Source organism: Luteimonas sp. WGS1318, from assembly GCF_043187535.1.
In the GTDB taxonomy this organism is placed as follows: Bacteria; Pseudomonadota; Gammaproteobacteria; order Xanthomonadales; family Xanthomonadaceae; genus Luteimonas.
In genome coordinates, this window is the sequence record NZ_CP171131.1 from 3,180,768 (window position 1) to 3,197,866 (window position 17,099).

At 70.9% G+C, this 17,099-nt stretch carries 17 protein-coding genes; 13 read left to right on the top strand and 4 right to left on the bottom strand.

What is annotated here, in order from left to right; genetic code table 11:
• Positions 1-60: 60 nt before the first annotated feature.
• The 6 genes from ACF3M1_RS14430 (at position 61) to ACF3M1_RS14455 (ending at position 5,376) form a co-directional block, all read left to right on the top strand.
• Positions 61-312 (top strand): hypothetical protein, encoded by a 252-nt coding sequence (locus ACF3M1_RS14430; RefSeq protein ID WP_394001788.1) that lies wholly within the window; start codon positions 61-63, stop codon positions 310-312.
• A 104-nt stretch (positions 313-416) separates the two neighbouring features.
• Positions 417-1,331 carry a 50S ribosomal protein L11 methyltransferase gene (gene prmA / locus ACF3M1_RS14435; RefSeq protein ID WP_394001790.1) on the top strand — a complete coding sequence of 305 codons (915 nt, stop codon included), beginning with the start codon at positions 417-419 and terminating at the stop codon, positions 1,329-1,331.
• 441 nt (positions 1,332-1,772) lie between these two features.
• Entirely contained in the window at positions 1,773-2,351 is a 579-nt protein-coding gene (locus tag ACF3M1_RS14440; RefSeq protein WP_394001792.1) for a DUF3426 domain-containing protein, read from the top strand.
• A gap of 119 nt (positions 2,352-2,470) precedes the next feature.
• Complete coding sequence (fis, locus tag ACF3M1_RS14445) at positions 2,471-2,740, top strand: DNA-binding transcriptional regulator Fis (protein WP_394001794.1); 270 nt, start codon at positions 2,471-2,473, stop codon at positions 2,738-2,740.
• A gap of 61 nt (positions 2,741-2,801) precedes the next feature.
• A complete protein-coding gene (gene purH / locus ACF3M1_RS14450; RefSeq protein ID WP_394001796.1) occupies positions 2,802-4,403 on the top strand; it encodes a bifunctional phosphoribosylaminoimidazolecarboxamide formyltransferase/IMP cyclohydrolase in 1,602 nt (533 codons plus the stop codon).
• A 76-nt stretch (positions 4,404-4,479) separates the two neighbouring features.
• Positions 4,480-5,376: a hypothetical protein gene (locus ACF3M1_RS14455; RefSeq protein ID WP_394001798.1), complete on the top strand. Its 897-nt coding sequence runs from the start codon at positions 4,480-4,482 to the stop codon at positions 5,374-5,376.
• A 551-nt stretch (positions 5,377-5,927) separates the two neighbouring features.
• Here ACF3M1_RS14455 and ACF3M1_RS14460 read toward each other — a convergent pair.
• Positions 5,928-7,418: an alanine/glycine:cation symporter family protein gene (locus ACF3M1_RS14460; RefSeq protein WP_394001800.1), complete on the bottom strand. Its 1,491-nt coding sequence runs from the start codon at positions 7,416-7,418 to the stop codon at positions 5,928-5,930.
• Between the two features lie 169 nt (positions 7,419-7,587).
• Between ACF3M1_RS14460 and purD the strand changes: the two genes are divergently transcribed.
• The 5 genes from purD to ACF3M1_RS14485 all read left to right on the top strand — a co-directional run bounded on the left by purD (position 7,588) and on the right by ACF3M1_RS14485 (position 12,368).
• On the top strand, positions 7,588-8,886 hold the full coding sequence (gene purD, locus ACF3M1_RS14465) for a phosphoribosylamine--glycine ligase (protein WP_394001801.1): 1,299 nt from the start codon (positions 7,588-7,590) through the stop codon (positions 8,884-8,886).
• Between the two features lie 22 nt (positions 8,887-8,908).
• On the top strand, positions 8,909-9,406 hold the full coding sequence (locus ACF3M1_RS14470) for an acyl-CoA thioesterase (RefSeq protein ID WP_394001803.1): 498 nt from the start codon (positions 8,909-8,911) through the stop codon (positions 9,404-9,406).
• A gap of 58 nt (positions 9,407-9,464) precedes the next feature.
• The gene (locus ACF3M1_RS14475) at positions 9,465-11,429 is read left to right on the top strand and encodes an MFS transporter (RefSeq protein WP_394001805.1); all 1,965 of its coding nucleotides are present in this window, start codon (positions 9,465-9,467) and stop codon (positions 11,427-11,429) included.
• A gap of 94 nt (positions 11,430-11,523) precedes the next feature.
• A complete protein-coding gene (locus ACF3M1_RS14480) occupies positions 11,524-11,928 on the top strand; it encodes a CD225/dispanin family protein (protein ID WP_394001807.1) in 405 nt (134 codons plus the stop codon).
• Positions 11,928-12,368, top strand: coding sequence for a DUF2752 domain-containing protein (locus tag ACF3M1_RS14485; protein ID WP_394001809.1), 441 nt, complete (start codon positions 11,928-11,930; stop codon positions 12,366-12,368). Before ACF3M1_RS14480 ends, ACF3M1_RS14485 begins: the two co-directional genes overlap by 1 nt.
• Before the next feature lie 20 nt (positions 12,369-12,388).
• Here ACF3M1_RS14485 and nudC read toward each other — a convergent pair whose 3' ends face one another.
• The 3 genes from nudC to ACF3M1_RS14500 form a co-directional block, all read right to left on the bottom strand.
• Positions 12,389-13,264, bottom strand: coding sequence for an NAD(+) diphosphatase (nudC, locus tag ACF3M1_RS14490; protein WP_394001810.1), 876 nt, complete (start codon positions 13,262-13,264; stop codon positions 12,389-12,391).
• 81 nt (positions 13,265-13,345) lie between these two features.
• Positions 13,346-13,723: an iron-sulfur cluster insertion protein ErpA gene (gene erpA / locus ACF3M1_RS14495; protein ID WP_394001812.1), complete on the bottom strand. Its 378-nt coding sequence runs from the start codon at positions 13,721-13,723 to the stop codon at positions 13,346-13,348.
• Positions 13,724-13,755: 32 nt separating this feature from the next.
• Positions 13,756-14,487, bottom strand: coding sequence for a DUF6776 family protein (locus ACF3M1_RS14500; RefSeq protein WP_394001814.1), 732 nt, complete (start codon positions 14,485-14,487; stop codon positions 13,756-13,758).
• Positions 14,488-14,590: 103 nt separating this feature from the next.
• On the opposite strand from ACF3M1_RS14500, the gene ACF3M1_RS14505 reads away from it, so the two are divergent.
• Both ACF3M1_RS14505 and ACF3M1_RS14510 read left to right on the top strand, forming a co-directional pair.
• Positions 14,591-15,172: a DUF4126 domain-containing protein gene (locus ACF3M1_RS14505; RefSeq protein WP_394001816.1), complete on the top strand. Its 582-nt coding sequence runs from the start codon at positions 14,591-14,593 to the stop codon at positions 15,170-15,172.
• A 103-nt stretch (positions 15,173-15,275) separates the two neighbouring features.
• Positions 15,276-17,096: an EAL domain-containing protein gene (locus tag ACF3M1_RS14510; RefSeq protein WP_394001818.1), complete on the top strand. Its 1,821-nt coding sequence runs from the start codon at positions 15,276-15,278 to the stop codon at positions 17,094-17,096.
• Positions 17,097-17,099: the final 3 nt, after the last annotated feature.

The window sequence follows — 17,099 nt, forward strand, 5'->3', positions numbered from 1 at the left end:
TGACATGCCGCATGCAGGGGCGGCCCCAAGGTGAGGCACCGTCGCCGTCAGGAATCCACCATGCGTCCGTCCGCCCGTGTGCCCGCCCTGCTCGCCCTGGTCCTCGTCGCGACCGCCGCCTGCGACCGCCGCCCGCAGCAGGAAGCCCTGACGACCGACCCGCAGACCACCACGCCGGCCGACCAGAACGCCAACCGCAGCCCGGACGAAGCCGCCGGGGTGACCGCGCGAGATGTCGACGGCAGTCGCTCGTCGACCCCGCCCGACGACAGCATCGAACAGGCGCCGCCGCCCGAACCGCCCGCACGCTGAGCCCGCGCGCCGGCCGACGCGGCCCGGCCCGGTGCACGCGGGGGTTTACGCCGCCCCCGCCGCCGGCCACCATGCCGCCCCCTGCTTCTCCCCGGACCGCGTCGATGCCCTTTCTCGAACTCACCCTGCAGTGCAGCGAGGCGGAACAGCCGCGGTATGCGCGTGCGCTGGAGGATGTCGGCGCGCTGGCCGTGACCATGCTCGACGCCGACGCCGACACCGGCAACGAACACGCGATCCTCGAGCCGGGCGTCGGCGAGACACCGCTGTGGAATTCGGTGGTGCTGACCGCGCTGTTCGACGCCGACACCGACGCGCTGGCGCTGCTCGCGGCGCTCGATGCGTTCGACGGCGATCTCGACTGGAGCCGCGCCGGCTTCCGTACCGTCGAGGACCAGGACTGGGAACGCGCCTGGATGGACCAGTACGTGCCGCTGCGCTTCGGCGCCCGCGCCTGGATCGTGCCGTGGAATCTCGACGTGCCGGACGAGGCCGGCGCGGACGCGGCGATCGTCCGTCTCGATCCGGGCCTCGCGTTCGGCTCGGGCACCCATCCCACGACCTCGCTGTGCCTGCAGTGGCTGGACGCGCTGGCGGCCGAGGGCGCGCTCGACGGCCGCACGGTGCTGGACTACGGCTGCGGCAGCGGCATCCTCGCGCTCGCCGCGCTGAAGCTCGGCGCGGCGCACGCGGTCGGCGTGGACAACGATCCGCAGGCCCTGCTGGCCTCGGCCGACAACGCCGAACGCAACGCGGTCGGCCCTGCGCTCGAGGTGTTCCTGCCGGCCGAGGCGCCGCAGGTCACGTATCCAGTGGTGCTGGCGAACATCCTCGCCTCCGCGCTCGACGCATTGGCCGAGGTGCTCGCCGAGCGGGTCGCACCCGGTGGGCGGATCGCACTGTCGGGCATCCTCGACGGTCAGGAAGAGGACCTGCTGCGCCGCTACCGCCCCTGGTTCGAGCAGCTCGCGGTGACCCGTGAGGGCGACTGGGTCAGGATCGACGGCGTCCGCCGCTGAGCCGGCACCACGGCCCGGGCGCCGTGATTCAATAGCCGCATGTTCATCAACTGCAAGCATTGCGGCACGCTGGTCGCCACCGATCCGGTGAGCGACCTGCCACCCGAGCGGTGTCCGCGCTGCCGCGGCGCGCTGCGCGCACCCGATGCACCGGCGGCGCCGTCGGTCGCCACGCTGCTGAAGCCATCGTCGTCACCTGCGGCACCTGTGCCCGAAGCGGAGCCGCGGGCGGAGACACCCGCGCCGGCCGCGGCGCCTGCAACGCCGTCTGCGCCCGCCGTGCAGCCGCTGCCTGAGGCTGACGCGCCCCGTCCGGACAACACGGACGCCGATCCGCCTGCACCCTCGGCGCCAACGGAACCCGCGAGGCCTGCACCCACCGCGGCGGCCGCCCCCGTCGCGCCGGCCTCGTCTCCGGCCCCCACCACGGCAGACGCGCCCATGGTGACGGTGCCCGACCGGCGCTCGGCCAATCGCCTCCCCGGCCCGGGCATCGCCCGCCCGTCGCCCAGCTTCGTGCGCCGGATGCGCAGCGGCGGCGCCGGTGAATCGCGCCGGCAGCGCCATCTGCTGATCGCAGGCGTCGTCGCGCTGTCGTTGCTGCTGGTGCTGCAGGTGCTGCTGGCCGATCGCGCACGGCTCGCACGCGATCCCGGCTGGCGTCCGCTGCTGACCACGCTGTGCGGCGTGTTGCGCTGCAGCCTGCCGGCGTGGCGCGAGCCCGCCGCGCTGACCCTGCTCGCGCGCGACGTGCGGCCCGATCCCGCGGCGCCGACACAGCTGCTGGTCAGTGCGACGTTCCGCAACGACGCGCGCTGGGCCCAAGGCTGGCCCAATCTGCGCCTGACCCTGTCGGACATCGACGGACGCCCCGTCGGCACGCGCACCTTCGCCCCCGCCGACTATCTCGGCGATGCCGATCGCGGCAGCACCCTGGCCGCCGGCCAGAGCGCCGAGGTGCGTCTCGTGCTGCGCGAACCCGAGGGCCACGCAGTCTCGTTCGCGTTCGATTTCATCTGAATCCGCGCGTCGCTCCGGCGTTGTTCCGGGCTCGGCGCGCGCGCTAGACTGGCCCGCCGTCCCGGACCGTCGGCGCAGTGCGCCGGCTGCCACGCCGTCGTCATCCGCCGAGACCCGATTTGAACGCAGACCGATCCGAAAGCAGCCCGCGCGAGGCGCCACGCACGCCGCTGCGTGAACATGTCGCGGTCTCGATCCAGCGCTATCTCGGCGACCTCAACGGCAACGACACCGACAATCTCTACGAGGTCGCACTGCGCGAACTCGAGATCCCGCTGTTCGTCGAAGTGCTGAACTTCTGCGACGGCAACCAGAGCCGCGCCGCGGCGATGCTCGGCATCCACCGCGCCACGCTGCGCAAGAAGCTGCGCGAGTACGCACTGGTCTGAGGCCGGGTGCGGAGGCGGCGGCCGCTATAATCGCGCGTCCACCCGCCTCGCCCCCACGCCCATGACCGCCCACGTGCCTGCCGGCGCGCCCGTGAAGATCGGCCGCGCCCTGCTTTCCGTTTCCGACAAGACCGGCCTGATTCCGCTGGCCACCGCGCTGTCCGCGCGCGGCGTCGAACTGCTGTCGACCGGCGGCACCGCCAAGGCGATCCGCGACGCCGGCCTGCCGGTACGCGACGTCAGCGAGATCACCGGCTTTCCGGAAATCATGGACGGCCGGGTCAAGACCCTGCACCCCAAGGTCCACGGCGGCCTGCTCGGCCGGCGCGGCACCGACGATGCGGTGATGGCCGAGCACGGCATCGGCGCGATCGACCTGCTGGTGCTCAACCTCTATCCCTTCGAGCGCGTGGCCTACGCGCCGGATGCGAAGTTCGACGACATCATCGAGAACATCGACATCGGCGGCCCGGCGATGCTGCGCGCCGCGGCGAAGAACTTCGCACACGTCGCGGTCGCCACCGATCCGGCGCAGTACGACGCGCTGCTCGCCGAACTCGACGCCAACGACGGCGCGCTCGCCGGCGCCACCCGCTTCGCGCTCTCGGTCGCGGCGTTCAACCGCGTCGCGCAGTACGACGCGCGCATCAGCGACGTGCTGTCGTCGATCGCCGAGGTGTCCGACGCCGGCGCCGTCTGCCGCGGCCCGTTCCCGGACCAGAGCAACGGCAACTTCATCAAGCTCATGGACCTGCGCTACGGCGAGAACCCGCACCAGCGCGCCGCGTTCTACCGCGACCTGTATCCGGTGCCCGGCACGCTGGCCACGTTCGAGCAGTTGCAGGGCAAGGCACTCTCGTACAACAACATCGCCGACGCCGATGCCGCCTGGGAATGCGTGCGCCAGTTCGATGCACCGGCCTGCGTGATCGTCAAGCACGCCAATCCCTGCGGCGTCGCCGTCGGCGCGGCCTGCGGCGACGCCTACGAACTCGCGTACGCGACCGATCCCACCTCCGCGTTCGGCGGCATCATCGCCTTCAATCGCACGCTCGACGCGGCGACCGCGAAAGTGATCCTCGACCGCCAGTTCGTCGAGGTGCTCATTGCGCCGGACTTCGCACCCGAGGCACTGGACTACGCGACCAAGAAGGCCAACGTGCGCGTGCTGCGCATTCCGCACGGCGAAGGCCGCAACATGATCGACGTCAAGCGCGTGGGCTCGGGCCTGCTGATGCAGGACGCCGACAACCGCGACGTCACACGCGACGAACTCAAGGTGATGACGCAGCTCGCACCGACGGCCGCGCAGCTCGACGACCTGCTTTTCGCCTGGAAGGTCGCCAAGTTCGTGAAGTCGAACGCGATCGTCTACGCGAAGGATCACCGCACGATCGGCGTCGGCGCCGGACAGATGAGCCGCGTCTACTCGGCGCGCATCGCCGGCATCAAGGCCGGTGACGCAGGCCTGGTGGTGCCGGGCTCGGTGATGGCGTCGGACGCGTTCTTCCCGTTCCGCGACGGCATCGACGCGGCGGCCGAAGCGGGCATCCGGGCGGTGATCCAGCCCGGCGGCTCGATGCGCGACGCGGAGGTGATCGCCGCCGCGGACGAACACGGCATCGCGATGGTGTTCACCGGCGTGCGCCACTTCCGCCACTGAGCACGTGACGCGCATGCACGCCGGCGTGCATGCGCGGTTGCTAGAGTCCGGCGCCCCGTCTTCGCAGGATGCGCCGATGTCCCCGAGCCCTTCGCCGCGGTCGCGCGCAGCCGCGTCGGCGTGTCTGATGCTCGCGCTCGGCGCCTGCAGTGACGCGCCCGCACCGGCGCCCGATGCGGCGGCACATGCGCCGTCGACGGCCGAGATGACCGCGGCGTCTGACGGACGTGGGGCTGCCGACGTCCCGACCCAGGTGACCGGCCTGGACGGCGGCGCGGTGCGCATGTTCCTGGTCGACCAGTACGGTGAGCTCGCGCAGCTGGTGGGCGACTGGCCCGGCGTGCCGCGTGCGGACGGCCTCGGCACCGCCCCGGCCTTGCGCGAGGTCTGCGCGCGCGGGGCGATCGGCACGCCGGACGCGCCTGCCGAGCTCGTCGCCGTCTGCGGTGTGCCCGATGGCGCCGGCCACGTGACCAGCGCGCTGATCGACCTCTTCCTGCTGTTCGAGGACGGCGACGCCGTGATCGCCGCATCGCGTGCGCACCTGGACACCTTCGGCAGCAGCGGCGATGTCGCCGACGTCTCGGTCCGACGCTTCGGGCCGCGGCTCCATGGCGTCGTCATTGAGGACGGGTTCACCGGCCAGGGCATCACCGTCGGCACCACCCACCTGGTGCTGCCCGAGGGCGACGGCTTCCGGCTGGCCGGAACGTTGCGCAGCAGCCTCGACAACCTCGGCGCGACGCTCGCCTGCAGCGAACGCGCCGACTGCGCGCCGGACACCGCCTTCGACCTGATCTTCGACCTCGCGATCGACGACCGCGTCGCCACCGCAGGAGCCTGGCCGCTGCGCGTGCGCGAACGCGGCGAGGCCTGCGGACGGCGCGTCGATCGCACGTATCAGGTGCCGTTCGATGCCGGCTCGGGAATGTGGGCGATCCCGCCGGCGCTGGCGCGTGAGGGTTGCGAGTGACGCCCGCGGGTTAACGGTGCGCAGAAGTGCAATGACGTACGTGGGAGCCGCCCGCGCAGTGCGATGACGCGTTCGGGGTAAGGCCCCATCGCGCGCAAGCGCGCGCCTACAGGGGTCGGCATCGCCGTGCGGTGCAGCCTGTCGCATCGTGATCCGCCTGACGCGATGCACAGCGCGCGAAACGCCTTTTGTAGGAGCACGCTGGCGCGCGAACCGGCCTTCCCGATAACGCTTCACAAGGCGCGATGAGGCACTCCAGGAACGCCCCATCGCGCGCAAGCGCGCGCCTACAGGGGTCGGCATCGCCGTGCGGTGCAGACTGTCGCCTCGCGATCCGTGTGACGCGATGCACAGCGCGCGGAACGCTTGTGTAGGAGCGCGCTTGCGCGCGAAACGGCTCTACCGACGAAACATCACCGCACGTGATGAAGCGTTCCGAGGAATGCAATCGCGCGCAAGCGCGCTCCTACAGGGCCGCTATCGCCGCGTGTACGGGTACCGGTGCGACAGGCTGCATCGCGATCGGCCGATGCAACCCACCGCGCGCGCCGTCAGGCGAGAGACTTGTCCGCCGGCGTCGCCATCGGCGCGACGGTCTTCGTCGCGGTCCAGATGCTGCGGTCGATCGTGTCGCCGAGTTCGGGGAAATCCGCCGCATCGAAGCGCGGCGAGGTCTCGCCGGCGCGGATCTTGCGGTCGTAGTCGCGGGTCAGACGCACGACGACCCCCGACAGCAGCACGATCGCGACGAGATTGACGATCGCCATCAGCCCCATCGCCGCATCGGCGGTATTCCAGACGATGTCCAGACGCGCAAACGCGCCCCAGGCCACCATGCCCAGGCAGCCCAGCCGCAGCAGCAGGATCCCGACGCGACCACCGCGCAGGAACACCAAGGCACTCTCGGCATAGGCGTAATTGCCGAGGATCGAAGTCGTGGCGAAGAAGGCCAGCGCGATCGCGATGAAGCTCGGCCCCCAGCCGCCGAAGTGGACCGCCATCGCCTGCTGGGTGAGCACCGCGCCATCTCCGCCGGCGGTGTCGAGCGCGCCCGACAGCAGGATCATCAGCGCGGTCGCGGTGCAGATCACCAGCGTGTCGACGAACACGCCGAACGCCTGCAGAAGCCCCTGGCTGGCCGGATGATGGGGCGAGGGCGTCGCCGACGCGGCGATGTTGGGCGCGCTGCCCATGCCTGCCTCGTTGGAGAACAGGCCGCGCTTGACCCCGTTGAGCAGCGCGACCGCGAGCCCGCCCAGCACACCGCCGGCCGCCTGGTCGAGACCGAACGCACTGCGCACGATCAGCGCCAGCATCGCCGGCACGTCGCCGAGATTGGTCAGGATCACCCAGCCCGCGAGCAGCAGGTAGGCGAACGCCATCGCGGGCACGACCAGTTCCGCCGTGGTCGCCACGCGGCGCAGGCCGCCGAAGATCACCGGGGCCGCGATCGCGACGAGCGCGAATGCCGTCCAGCCGGGATGCAGGCCCCAGGCGCCGGTCACCGCCTCGGAAATCGAATTGGCCTGCACCGCGCTGAATACCAGCCCGAATGCCACGATCAGGCACACCGAGAAGATCGCGCCGAGCCATGGCGCGCGCAGGCCGTGCGCCATGTAGAACGCAGGACCGCCGCGGTAATGACCGGCCGCATCGCGGCGCTTGTACAGCTGGGCGAGCGCGCTTTCGACATACGCCGTCGCCATGCCGAAGCACGCGACCAGCCACATCCAGAAGATCGCGCCCGGCCCGCCCACCGTCAACGCGATCGCCACACCGACGAGATTGCCGGTGCCCACCCGCGAGGCGAGGCTGGTGCACAGCGATTGCAGCGGCGAGATGCCGGCGCGGTCGCCGTCGGTGCCGCGCACCAGGCCCGAGAGCATCTTCGGAAACCGGCGGAACTGGATGAAGCCCAGGCGCGCGCTGAACCAGAGACCGACCAGCGGCAGCACGCCGACCAGGACGTAGTTCCACAGCACGCCATTGATCGCATCGACGACGGGGGACAGTGCGTGTTCGATCAACTGGACGGGATCCATCGGCGCGGCGGGTTCCGGTGCGGACAAGGCGGTCGAGCCTAGCATCCGCTCCGTGGGCGCCCCGAGGCGGTGGTCGGGCGCGGCGTCGACGCACCACGGCCGCCACCGCGGGCGCATCGCAGGCGCGACGCCGTAAACTGGCGTCTCCTTTGCATCCGGTGTGTCGCGCATGAAGAAGGTCCTCGTCATCGGTTCCGGCGGTCGCGAGCACGCGCTGGCGTGGAAGCTCGCGCAGTCGCCGCAGGTCGACGAGGTGCTGGTGGCGCCGGGCAACGCCGGCACCGCGCGCGAGGCGAGATGCCGCAACGTCGCCGTCGCGGCGACGGATCTGGACGCGCTGCTGGCCCTGGCGCGCGCCGAAGGCGTCGCGTTCACCGTCGTCGGCCCCGAGGCGCCGCTGGTCGCCGGCGTGGTCGACCGCTTCCGCGACGCGGGCCTGCGCATCTTCGGGCCCACGGCAGCGGCGGCCCAGCTCGAAGGCAGCAAGGCCTTCGCCAAGGATTTCCTCGCCCGCCATGCGATTCCGACCGCGGGCTATTCGGTATTCACCGACGCCGACACCGCGATCGAATACGTGCGCCAGCACGGCGCACCGATCGTCATCAAGGCCGATGGTCTGGCCGCGGGCAAGGGCGTGATCGTCGCCACGACGCTGGACGAGGCCGAAGCCGCGATCGCCGACATGCTTTCGGGCAACGCCTTCGGTGCGGCGGGTGCGCGCGTGGTCGTCGAGGAATTCCTCGACGGCGAGGAAGCCAGCTTCATCGCGATGGTCGACGGCACGACCGCGTTGCCGATGGCCACCAGCCAGGACCACAAGCGCGTCGGCGACGGCGACACCGGCCCCAATACCGGCGGCATGGGCGCGTATTCGCCCGCCCCCGTGGTCACGCCCGAGGTGCATGCACGGATCCTGCGCGAGGTGATCGAGCCCACCGTGCGCGGCATGGCCGCCGACGGCGTGCCGTTCACCGGCTTCCTCTATGCCGGCCTGATGATCGATGCGAGCGGCGCGCCGAAGGTCATCGAGTTCAACGTGCGCTTCGGTGATCCGGAAACCCAGCCGGTGATGATGCGGCTGACCTCGGATTTCGCCGCGCTGGTCGAGGCCGGCATCGACGGCCGTCTCGACGCGGTCCAGGCCGACTGGGACCCGCGTCCCGCACTCGGCGTGGTGATGGCCGCCGAGCACTACCCCGGCACGCCGCGCACCGGCGACGTCATCAACACCTGGGACACGCCGCCGCTGGCCGACACCAAGGTGTTCCATGCCGGCACGACGCTCGACGCCCACGGTCAGGCCGTGACCGCCGGCGGCCGCGTGCTGTGCGTGGCCGCACTCGGCGACACCGTGGCCGACGCGCAGACGCGCGCCTACGGCGAGCTCGCCGGCATCTCCTGGCCGGGCGAGTTTCACCGGCACGACATCGGCTGGCGCGCGGTCGAACGCGAACGCGCCGGCACCTGAGCCCACCCGACCGAGACCCGCCATGATTCCCGGCAACGCCCAGCTGAGCATGACCGTGCTGATGACGCCGGACATGGCGAACTTCTCCGGCAACGTCCACGGCGGCACGCTGCTGAAGTACCTGGATGAAGTGGCCTACGCCTGCGCCAGCCGCTATGCCGGCCGCTACGTGGTCACGCTGTCGGTCGACCAGGTGACGTTCCGCGAACCGATCCACGTCGGCGAGCTGGTGACCTTCCTCGCGTCGGTGAACTACACCGGGCGCACGTCGATGGAAGTCGGCATCAAGGTCATCACCGAAGACATCCGCAACCGCGCCGTGCGCCACACCAACAGCTGCTTCTTCACGATGGTGGCGATGGACGAGGCCGGCCGCACGACGCCGGTGCCGCCGCGCGAGCCGCAGACGCCCGAAGAACGACGCCGGTTCGAACAGGGCCGCCAGCGTCGCGAGATCCGCCAGGAACTCGAGCAGCGCTACCGCGCCGTGCGCGAGGTGACGGGGACCGCGGCGGACTGACGCCCCACGCAGCGCCATGCGCCTTTGCTAGGCTCCGCGCATTCGTCGAGGAGCCCGAATGGCCGGCCAGTCCCAGTTCGCCCTGCTCCGGCAGCGGCGCTTCCTGCCCTACTTCACCGTCCAGGCCCTGGGCGCGTTCAACGACAACGTCTACCGGCAGTCGATCATCGCGCTGCTGTTCTTCCTCGGCGTCAGCACGGCCGAACGCACGCTCTACACCAATCTCGCGCCGGCGCTGTTCATCCTGCCGTACTTCCTGTTCTCGGCCATCGCCGGGCAGATCGCCGAGAAGCTGGAAAAGCAGCGACTGATCGTGATCACGACGGCGATGGAGATCGTGATCATGTCGGTCGCGGCCGCCGGTTTCCTGCTGGAAAACATGCCGGTGCTGCTGGTCGCGCTGTTCCTGACGGGCATGCAGTCCACGCTGTTCGGGCCGGTGAAGTATTCGATCCTGCCCTCGGTGCTGCGCCCCGAGGAACTGACCGGCGGCAACGGCCTGGTCGAGATGGGCACCTCGATCGCGATCCTGGCCGGCATGATCTACGGCGGCCTGGTGTTCAAGCTCGCCGGCAGCTACGGCCCCGAGGCGGCGGCGCTGTCGGTGGTCGTGCTGGCGGTCGCCGGCAACGTGGTCGCGCGGATGATTCCACGGGTCGACGCGGGCGCGCCGGCGCTGCAGGTCAACTGGAATCCGATTCCCGAATCACGCGCGGTCATGCGCCTGGCGCGTCGCCAGCTCGCGGTACGCAACGCGATCCTCGGCGTGTCGTGGTTCTGGTTCGTCGGCACCGTGCTGACCGCGCAGCTGCCGACCTATGCCGAGGTGTACCTGGGCGGCGTGGTCAACGACACCGCGCTGTACATCTTCGCGCTGGCGCTGTTCTCGATCGGCGTCGGCGCCGGCTCGCTGCTGTGCGAGAAGCTGTCGGCGCGCACGGTGGAACTGGGCCTCGTGCCGCTGGGCGCATTCGGCATCACCGCGTTCCTGCTGGATCTGTACCTTGCTCGCCCGGCGCTGCCGCCCGCCACCGGCCTGACAATCGCGCAGTTCCTGCAGGCACCCGGCGGCTGGCGCATCGCGGTCGATCTCACCGGCATCGGCCTGTTCACCGGCCTGTTCGTCGTGCCGCTGTTCGCGCTGATCCAGAGCCGCACGCCGAAGTCGGAACTGTCGCGGGTAATCGCCGGGCTCAACATCCAGAATTCGCTGTTCATCGTCACCGCGGCGGTGCTCGGCGTGCTGGTGCAGATGGACGGGCTGATTGTCGCCGGCCTGCGTATCCCGCTGCCCGGTCTGAGCATTCCGCAGGTGTTCCTGGCCCTGGGCATCGCGAACCTGCTGGTCGCGATCTGGATCTTCACCCTGGTGCCCGAGTTCCTGATGCGCCTGGCCAGCATGCTGCTGGTGCGCGCGCTGTACCGCCTGCGCGAACGCGACGTGGATCCGGCGATCCCGGCCGAGGGCCCGGCGCTGATCGTCTGCAACCACGTCAGCTACATGGATGCGCTGATTCTCGCGGCCTCGATCCCGCGCCCGGTGCGGTTCGTGATGTATCACCGCATCTTCGCCATTCCCGGCCTGCGCTGGATCTTCCGCCATGCCAAGGCGATCCCGATCGCCGGCGCCAAGGAAGATCCGGTGCTGATGCAGAAGGCCTTCGACGCGATCGACGCGGCGCTGGCGGAAGGCGAGCTGGTCGGCATCTTTCCCGAGGGCCAGCTGACACGCGACGGCGGGATCGGCGCGTTCAAGAGCGGCGTCGAGCGCATCCTCGCGCGCGCCGCCGAACGCGGCCAGCCGGTTCCGGTGGTGCCGATGGCGCTGCGCGGCATGTGGACGAGCATGTGGAGCCGACGCGGCGACGCGGCCGGTGCCGGCCGGCTTGCACGCATGCGCGTGCCGCGCCGGTTCCGCGCCCACATCGAAGTGGTGGCGGGACCGCGGATCGAGGCGACCGCCGACGTGACCGCCGCCTCGCTCGAAGCCCAGGTGCGCGGGCTGCGCGGCGACGCGGCCTGAGCCCGCAACGCATTCGCGGGCGGTACAGTAACGCCGCCCCGACTCCGCCGGACGACGGGACCGTCTGCATTCTTGCCTTGCACAGGAGATCGCAATGAGTTCGATACCCCCCGTCCCACCCTCGACGCCACCGCCTCCGCCGCCTGGCGATCCCTACGGTGCACCCGCGGCGATGCCGGGCGCGCCGATCGCACCGGGCACCGTGCCCAACTACCTGGCGTGGGCGATCATCGCCACCGTGCTGTCGCTGTGCCTGTGCTGCGTCATCGGCACGATTCCGGGCATCGTCGCGATCGTGTTCGCCGCGAAGGTCAACACACTACTCGGCCAGGGCGATCTGGCCGGCGCCCAGCGCGCGTCCAACACCGCCAAGGTCTGGTGCTGGGTGACCACCGGCCTGTGCATCGTCGGCCTGCTGTGGACCGTCTACTCGCTGACGCTCGGCGGCGGCATCGAGCAGTACCGGATGATGTTCGAACAGATGCAGAGCGGCGTCTGATGGCCATTGCCGGCAGCCGGGCGCCCCGCCTTCCGACCGCGCGTCTCGTCGCCTTCGCCGGCGCCGGGACCGCGGTGCTGGGTGCGGGCGCCTGGTTGCTGCGCACGTTCGATCCCAATGCGCCGGGCAGTCCGTTTCCGCCCTGCATGTTCTACGCCGCGACCGGCTGGCACTGCCCCGGCTGCGGCCTCACCCGGTGCCTGCACGCACTCGCCCACGGCGACCTGCCGCAGGCGATGGCGATGAACCCGCTGCTGCTGCTGCTGATGCTGCTCACGCCCGTGTTCGTGGCCTGGCGCCTAGGCTGGCGGCCGCGCGTGCTGCAGCCGGCGGCGCGCGTGATGTCCACGGCGACGTTCTGGATCGGCCTGCTGGTGTTCTACGGTGTCGCGCGCAACCTGCCGTGGACGCCCTTCAGCTGGCTCGCGCCCGGCGGCTGATCACCGCGATCCATGTGGCTTCACCGGGTCCGTTCGGCATACCACTGTGCGATCAGCCACCGCGAGATCGACGACCGGGGTGACAGCGCGAGACCGGGATGCGCGTCGTCCAGCGCGCGGCCGATCGCCTCGGCGTCGAACCAGCGCGCGTCCTCCAGCTCGTCGTTGACCTGCGGCGCATCGGGCGCAGCCTCGGCGACGAAACCCAGCATCAGCGACGACGGAAACGGCCAGGGCTGCGAGGCGAGATACCGGCAGTTGCGCACGCGCACTGCGCTTTCCTCGAACACTTCGCGCACCACGGTCTGCTCGAGCGTCTCGCCCGGTTCGACGAAGCCCGCGAGCGTGGAATAGCGATGCGGCGGCCACGCCGCCTGGCGCCCGAGCAGCAGGCGATCGCCATCGGTGACCGCGACGATCACCGCCGGATCCGTACGCGGGTAGTGTTCGATCCCGCAGCCGGTGCAGCGGCCGAGCCAGCCCGCACGGGCCCACACCAGCGGCGCGGCACAGGCACCGCAGAAGCGGTGGCGGTCGCGCCAGTGCAGCACGGCGCGGGCCTGGGCGAAGGCCGTGGCCTCGCGCGCCGGCCACTGCGCGGCGGCGCTGCGCAGATCCACGACGCCGCGCGCCTGGAGGGTGTCCGGTGCATCGGCCGCCGGCAGCGCGAACCAGCCCTGATCGCCGTGCAGGCCGAGGAACACCGCCGTCTCCGGACGCGGTCCAACCGCGGTGCCGATCAGCTGCGGCGGTGCGCCATCGGCGTCCACTGCCGCGTCGCCGCGTGCGTCGAGCACCAGCACGCGTGCGTCGGGCCACAGCCGGGCGAGGGCATCGGAATCGGTGCGCAGATGTTCGGCGCGATCGAGCGGCGCCTCGACGAAGCTGAAGTCCATGGGCGGATTATCGCCACATCCGCGTCGGGCGGCGCATCACGTTCGGGTGGGCGCGCACGGTGTGCGTCGGCCGGCGTCGACTCAGACGGTGAAGCTGCTGCCGCAGCCGCAGGTCGACTTCGCATTGGGGTTGCGGATCGTGAACTGCGCGCCGTGCAGGCTCTCGACGTAGTCGACCGACGCCCCCATCAGGTACTGCAGGCTCAGCGGATCGACGACCAGGGTCACGTCGTCGGTGACGATCGCGAGATCGTCCTCGCCGCGCTGTTCGTCGAACTCGAAGCCGTACTGGAAGCCGGAACAGCCGCCGCCCTGGATGTACACGCGCAGGTTCAGCGCCGGATTGCCCTCGCCCTCGATCAGCTCGCGCACCTTCGAGGCGGCGGCCGGCGTGAACTCCAGCGGCCGGTCCAGCGACTGGTAGCCGGGGGCTTCGAGCGAGAAGACATCGTTGTTCATGGCGCACAGGATGGGGGCCGTGGCCCCCTGCTTCAAGCGTCCGGTGCGGAACGCGGCGTCACGTCGGCCCAGCTGAACGCCCGTTCCACCGCGCTGCCGCGCTGCGGGGCCAGCCGCACCGTCACCCGCAAGGGCTGGAAGCCGGCCGGCAGCACGATGTCGCCTTCGACCTGCTGGAAGTATTTGAACGAGAACTCGATGCCCTGGGCATTCTCGCTCTGGCGCAGGTCGGCCCAGTCCAGCGTCTCCAGGCGCCCGTCGCGGGTGCCTTCGATCGCCAGCCGCATCTCGCCGGTGCTCGCCGCGTCACGGTTGAGGCTCTGGGTCAGGGTGGCCGTGTAATGCCAGCCCTGGTCGGTGCGCGGCTGCAGGCGGAGTTCGTGCACCGTGAGCCCGCGCCGCTGCGCGGTCGAGCCGACGAAGCGTTCGTAGAACGCGACGTCGGCACGCAAGGCCGCGATCTCCTCGTCGCGTTCGGCGAGCGTGCCCTGCACCTCGCGGTTGGCCTCGCGGCTGATCTGGTCGGATCGGGTCAGCGTGGCGACCTGCTGCTGCAAGGCTTCGATCTGTGCGGCCTGATCGGAGAGCTGCCGCTGGGGATTGCCGCTGCCGGGCGCGAACAGCTGCCAGGCCCCCCAGACGCCGAACAGCAGCGACAGCACGACGATCGCGATCGCGCCGAGCACCCAGCGCATTCCCGGCGTGGTCGGCATCGCGGACGGGCGCTTGGCAGGCGTCGGACCGCTGGAAACGGGTTCAGTCATCGCCACGGTATAGCGAGAGCGCCGAAGGGGCGTCAAGCGCAGGCTCTGCCTATACTCGCCCGCGTTGGGCGACGGTTGGCGTTCGCCCGGACCGGGAGACGCGATGTCGGACGCCCATCTGTTCGCGACCGGCGTGCTGCTGGCCTGGCTGGCCGGCGTGCGGGCCTACCTCACGGTGTTCGGGGTCGGGGTGGCCGGCGCCCTCGGCTGGCTCGACCTGCCGCCGGCACTGGACGCGACGACATCGCCCTGGGTGCTCGGCGTGTCGGGAGGTCTGGCGCTGGTGGAGTTTTTCGCCGACAAGATTCCCGGCGTCGACTCGGGCTGGGACCTGGTGCAGACGCTGGCCCGCGTGCCGGCGGGTGCATTCCTCGCCGCCGCCGCCTTGTCGCCCGATGGCGAACTGGGCGCCGGCATGCTGGCGACCGGCGCCGGCGTCGCCCTCACCAGTCACGTGTTCAAGGCCGGCACGCGGCTGCTGCTCAATGCATCGCCCGAGCCGGTCAGCAATGTCGTCGTCTCGACGGCCGAGGACGGCCTGACGCTCGGCGCGCTGGGGCTGGCCCTCGTGTCGCCGTGGCTCGCGCTGGCACTCGCGCTGGGCGCGGGCCTGCTGCTGGCGTTGCTGCTGATCTGGATCGCGCGACGCCTGCGCCGGCGTCCCATCCGGCATCCGACAGGCTGATCCGCGGCGCGCGTTCGCACGCACATCCGCGATCCTTGTCGCACCCTCCCGGGTGCCACCGGTTAAAGTTGCCTGCTTGCCCCCATCGCGTCAGAGTCCCCCCATGTCCGATGCCGACAGCCGCCACCGCGCCGAATTCCCGCCGACCGCTTACTGGCGGCGCTGGGCCGCCGACGCGGGACAGCCCACGCTGCCTGCCGATCCGGCCGACGCCGTGCGCAACGATACGGCCGCGGTCGCCGCGTCCGCGCCGGCACCGGCGACGCCGGAGGCCGTCTACCGTGTGTTGATCGTCGAGGACGATCCGAGCCAGGCGCTGTTCGCCGAAAGCGTGCTCAACGGTGCCGGCTTCGAGGCGCGGGTGGTCGGCGTGGCCGCAGAGTTCCTGGTCACGGCCGCCGAGTTCCAGCCGGCCCTGGTGCTGATGGATCTGCACATGCCGGGCATGGACGGCGCCGAGCTCACCGCCCTGCTGCGCCAGCAGCCGGCGCTGGCGCATATCCCGGTCGTGTTCCTCACCGGCGACGATGACCCGGAGCGCCAGTTCGAGGTCATGGAAGTCGGCGCCGACGATTTCCTCACCAAGCCGGTGCGACCGCGCCATCTGGTCGCGGCCGTGCAGAACCGTATCCGCCGCGCACGCGCGCTGCAGCAGATGCCCGATCCGGGACGCCATCCGGTGACCGGCCTGCACAGCCGGATCGAGCTGTTGCAGCGCCTGGCCGAGATGATTCCGTCGCGGCCGTCGGGGGCACTGGGCTTCATCGAGATCGAAGGCGTCACCGCGCTGCGCGACCGCTACGGCTACGCGGGCCTGGAAACCATCCTCACCGATGCCGGACGCCATCTGCGCCAGCTGGTCGGCGATGCGCCGGCAACCCGGCTCAACGACAACACGTTCCTGGTCTTCGCGCCCGAGGTCTCGCGCGCGGCGCTGGACGGCTGGGCGCGCGGCCTGCGCGACGGCATCGGCAGCCACGCCTTCCCGCTCGGCGACCAGAACATCCGCCTGCGCGCGCTGGTCGGCTATGCCGATCTGGCCTACGGCTACGAGGATCCCGGCAGTGCGCTGGCCTCGGCCGAACAGGCGCTGCGCGAATCGCGCGGCACACCCGTCGGCATCGCCGTGCATCTGCCGGTGGCCGCGCCCGCCGCGGGCGACGCGACCGACGCCTTCACCCACGATCTTCGCGACGCGCTGGCCGAGAACCGTATCGAACTGGCGTTCCAGCCGATCGTCGCGGTCGCCGGCGGCGACGAGGCCCAGTACCAGACGCTGCTGCGCCTGCGCGGGCGCGACGGCGAACTGCATTCCGCGGCCCGGATCCTGCCCGCGGCGGAAAGCGCCGGCCTGCTGTACGACATCGACCGCCGGGTGATCGAGCTCGCGCTGGCCACGCTGGTCGAGCGCAGCAAGCGCGGCGGCGCGATGCGCCTGTTCGTGTCGCAGTCCTCGCGCAGCCTGATCCAGGCCGGCCATGCCGACTGGCTGCTGCAGCAGCTCGAGGCCGCGGGTGTCGGCGGCGCATCGCTGGTCATCGACGTCCGCCAGGAGGACGCGCTGATCCACGCGCTGTCGCTGCAGGAGTTCTGCGCGAGCATGGTGCCGGCGGGCGTGCAGCTGTGCCTGGGCCAGTACGCGGCGGGCGAAGACGCCGACGCGCTGCTGGCCCAGTTGCCGCTCGGTTTCGTGCGTCTCGCGGCGCGGTATTCGCGGCAGCTCGACGAGCCGAAGGTGCGCGACGAGATGCGCGGCGCGGTCGAGCGCGCCCATCGTCTCGGCCTGCAGGTCATCGGCCAGCAGGTCGAGGACCCGCAGGCCGCGGCCACGCTGTGGATGAGCGGCATCGACTACATCCAGGGCAACCTCGTCCAGCGCGTCGCCGATGCGCTCGACTTCGACTTCCATCACTCGGTGCTCTGACGC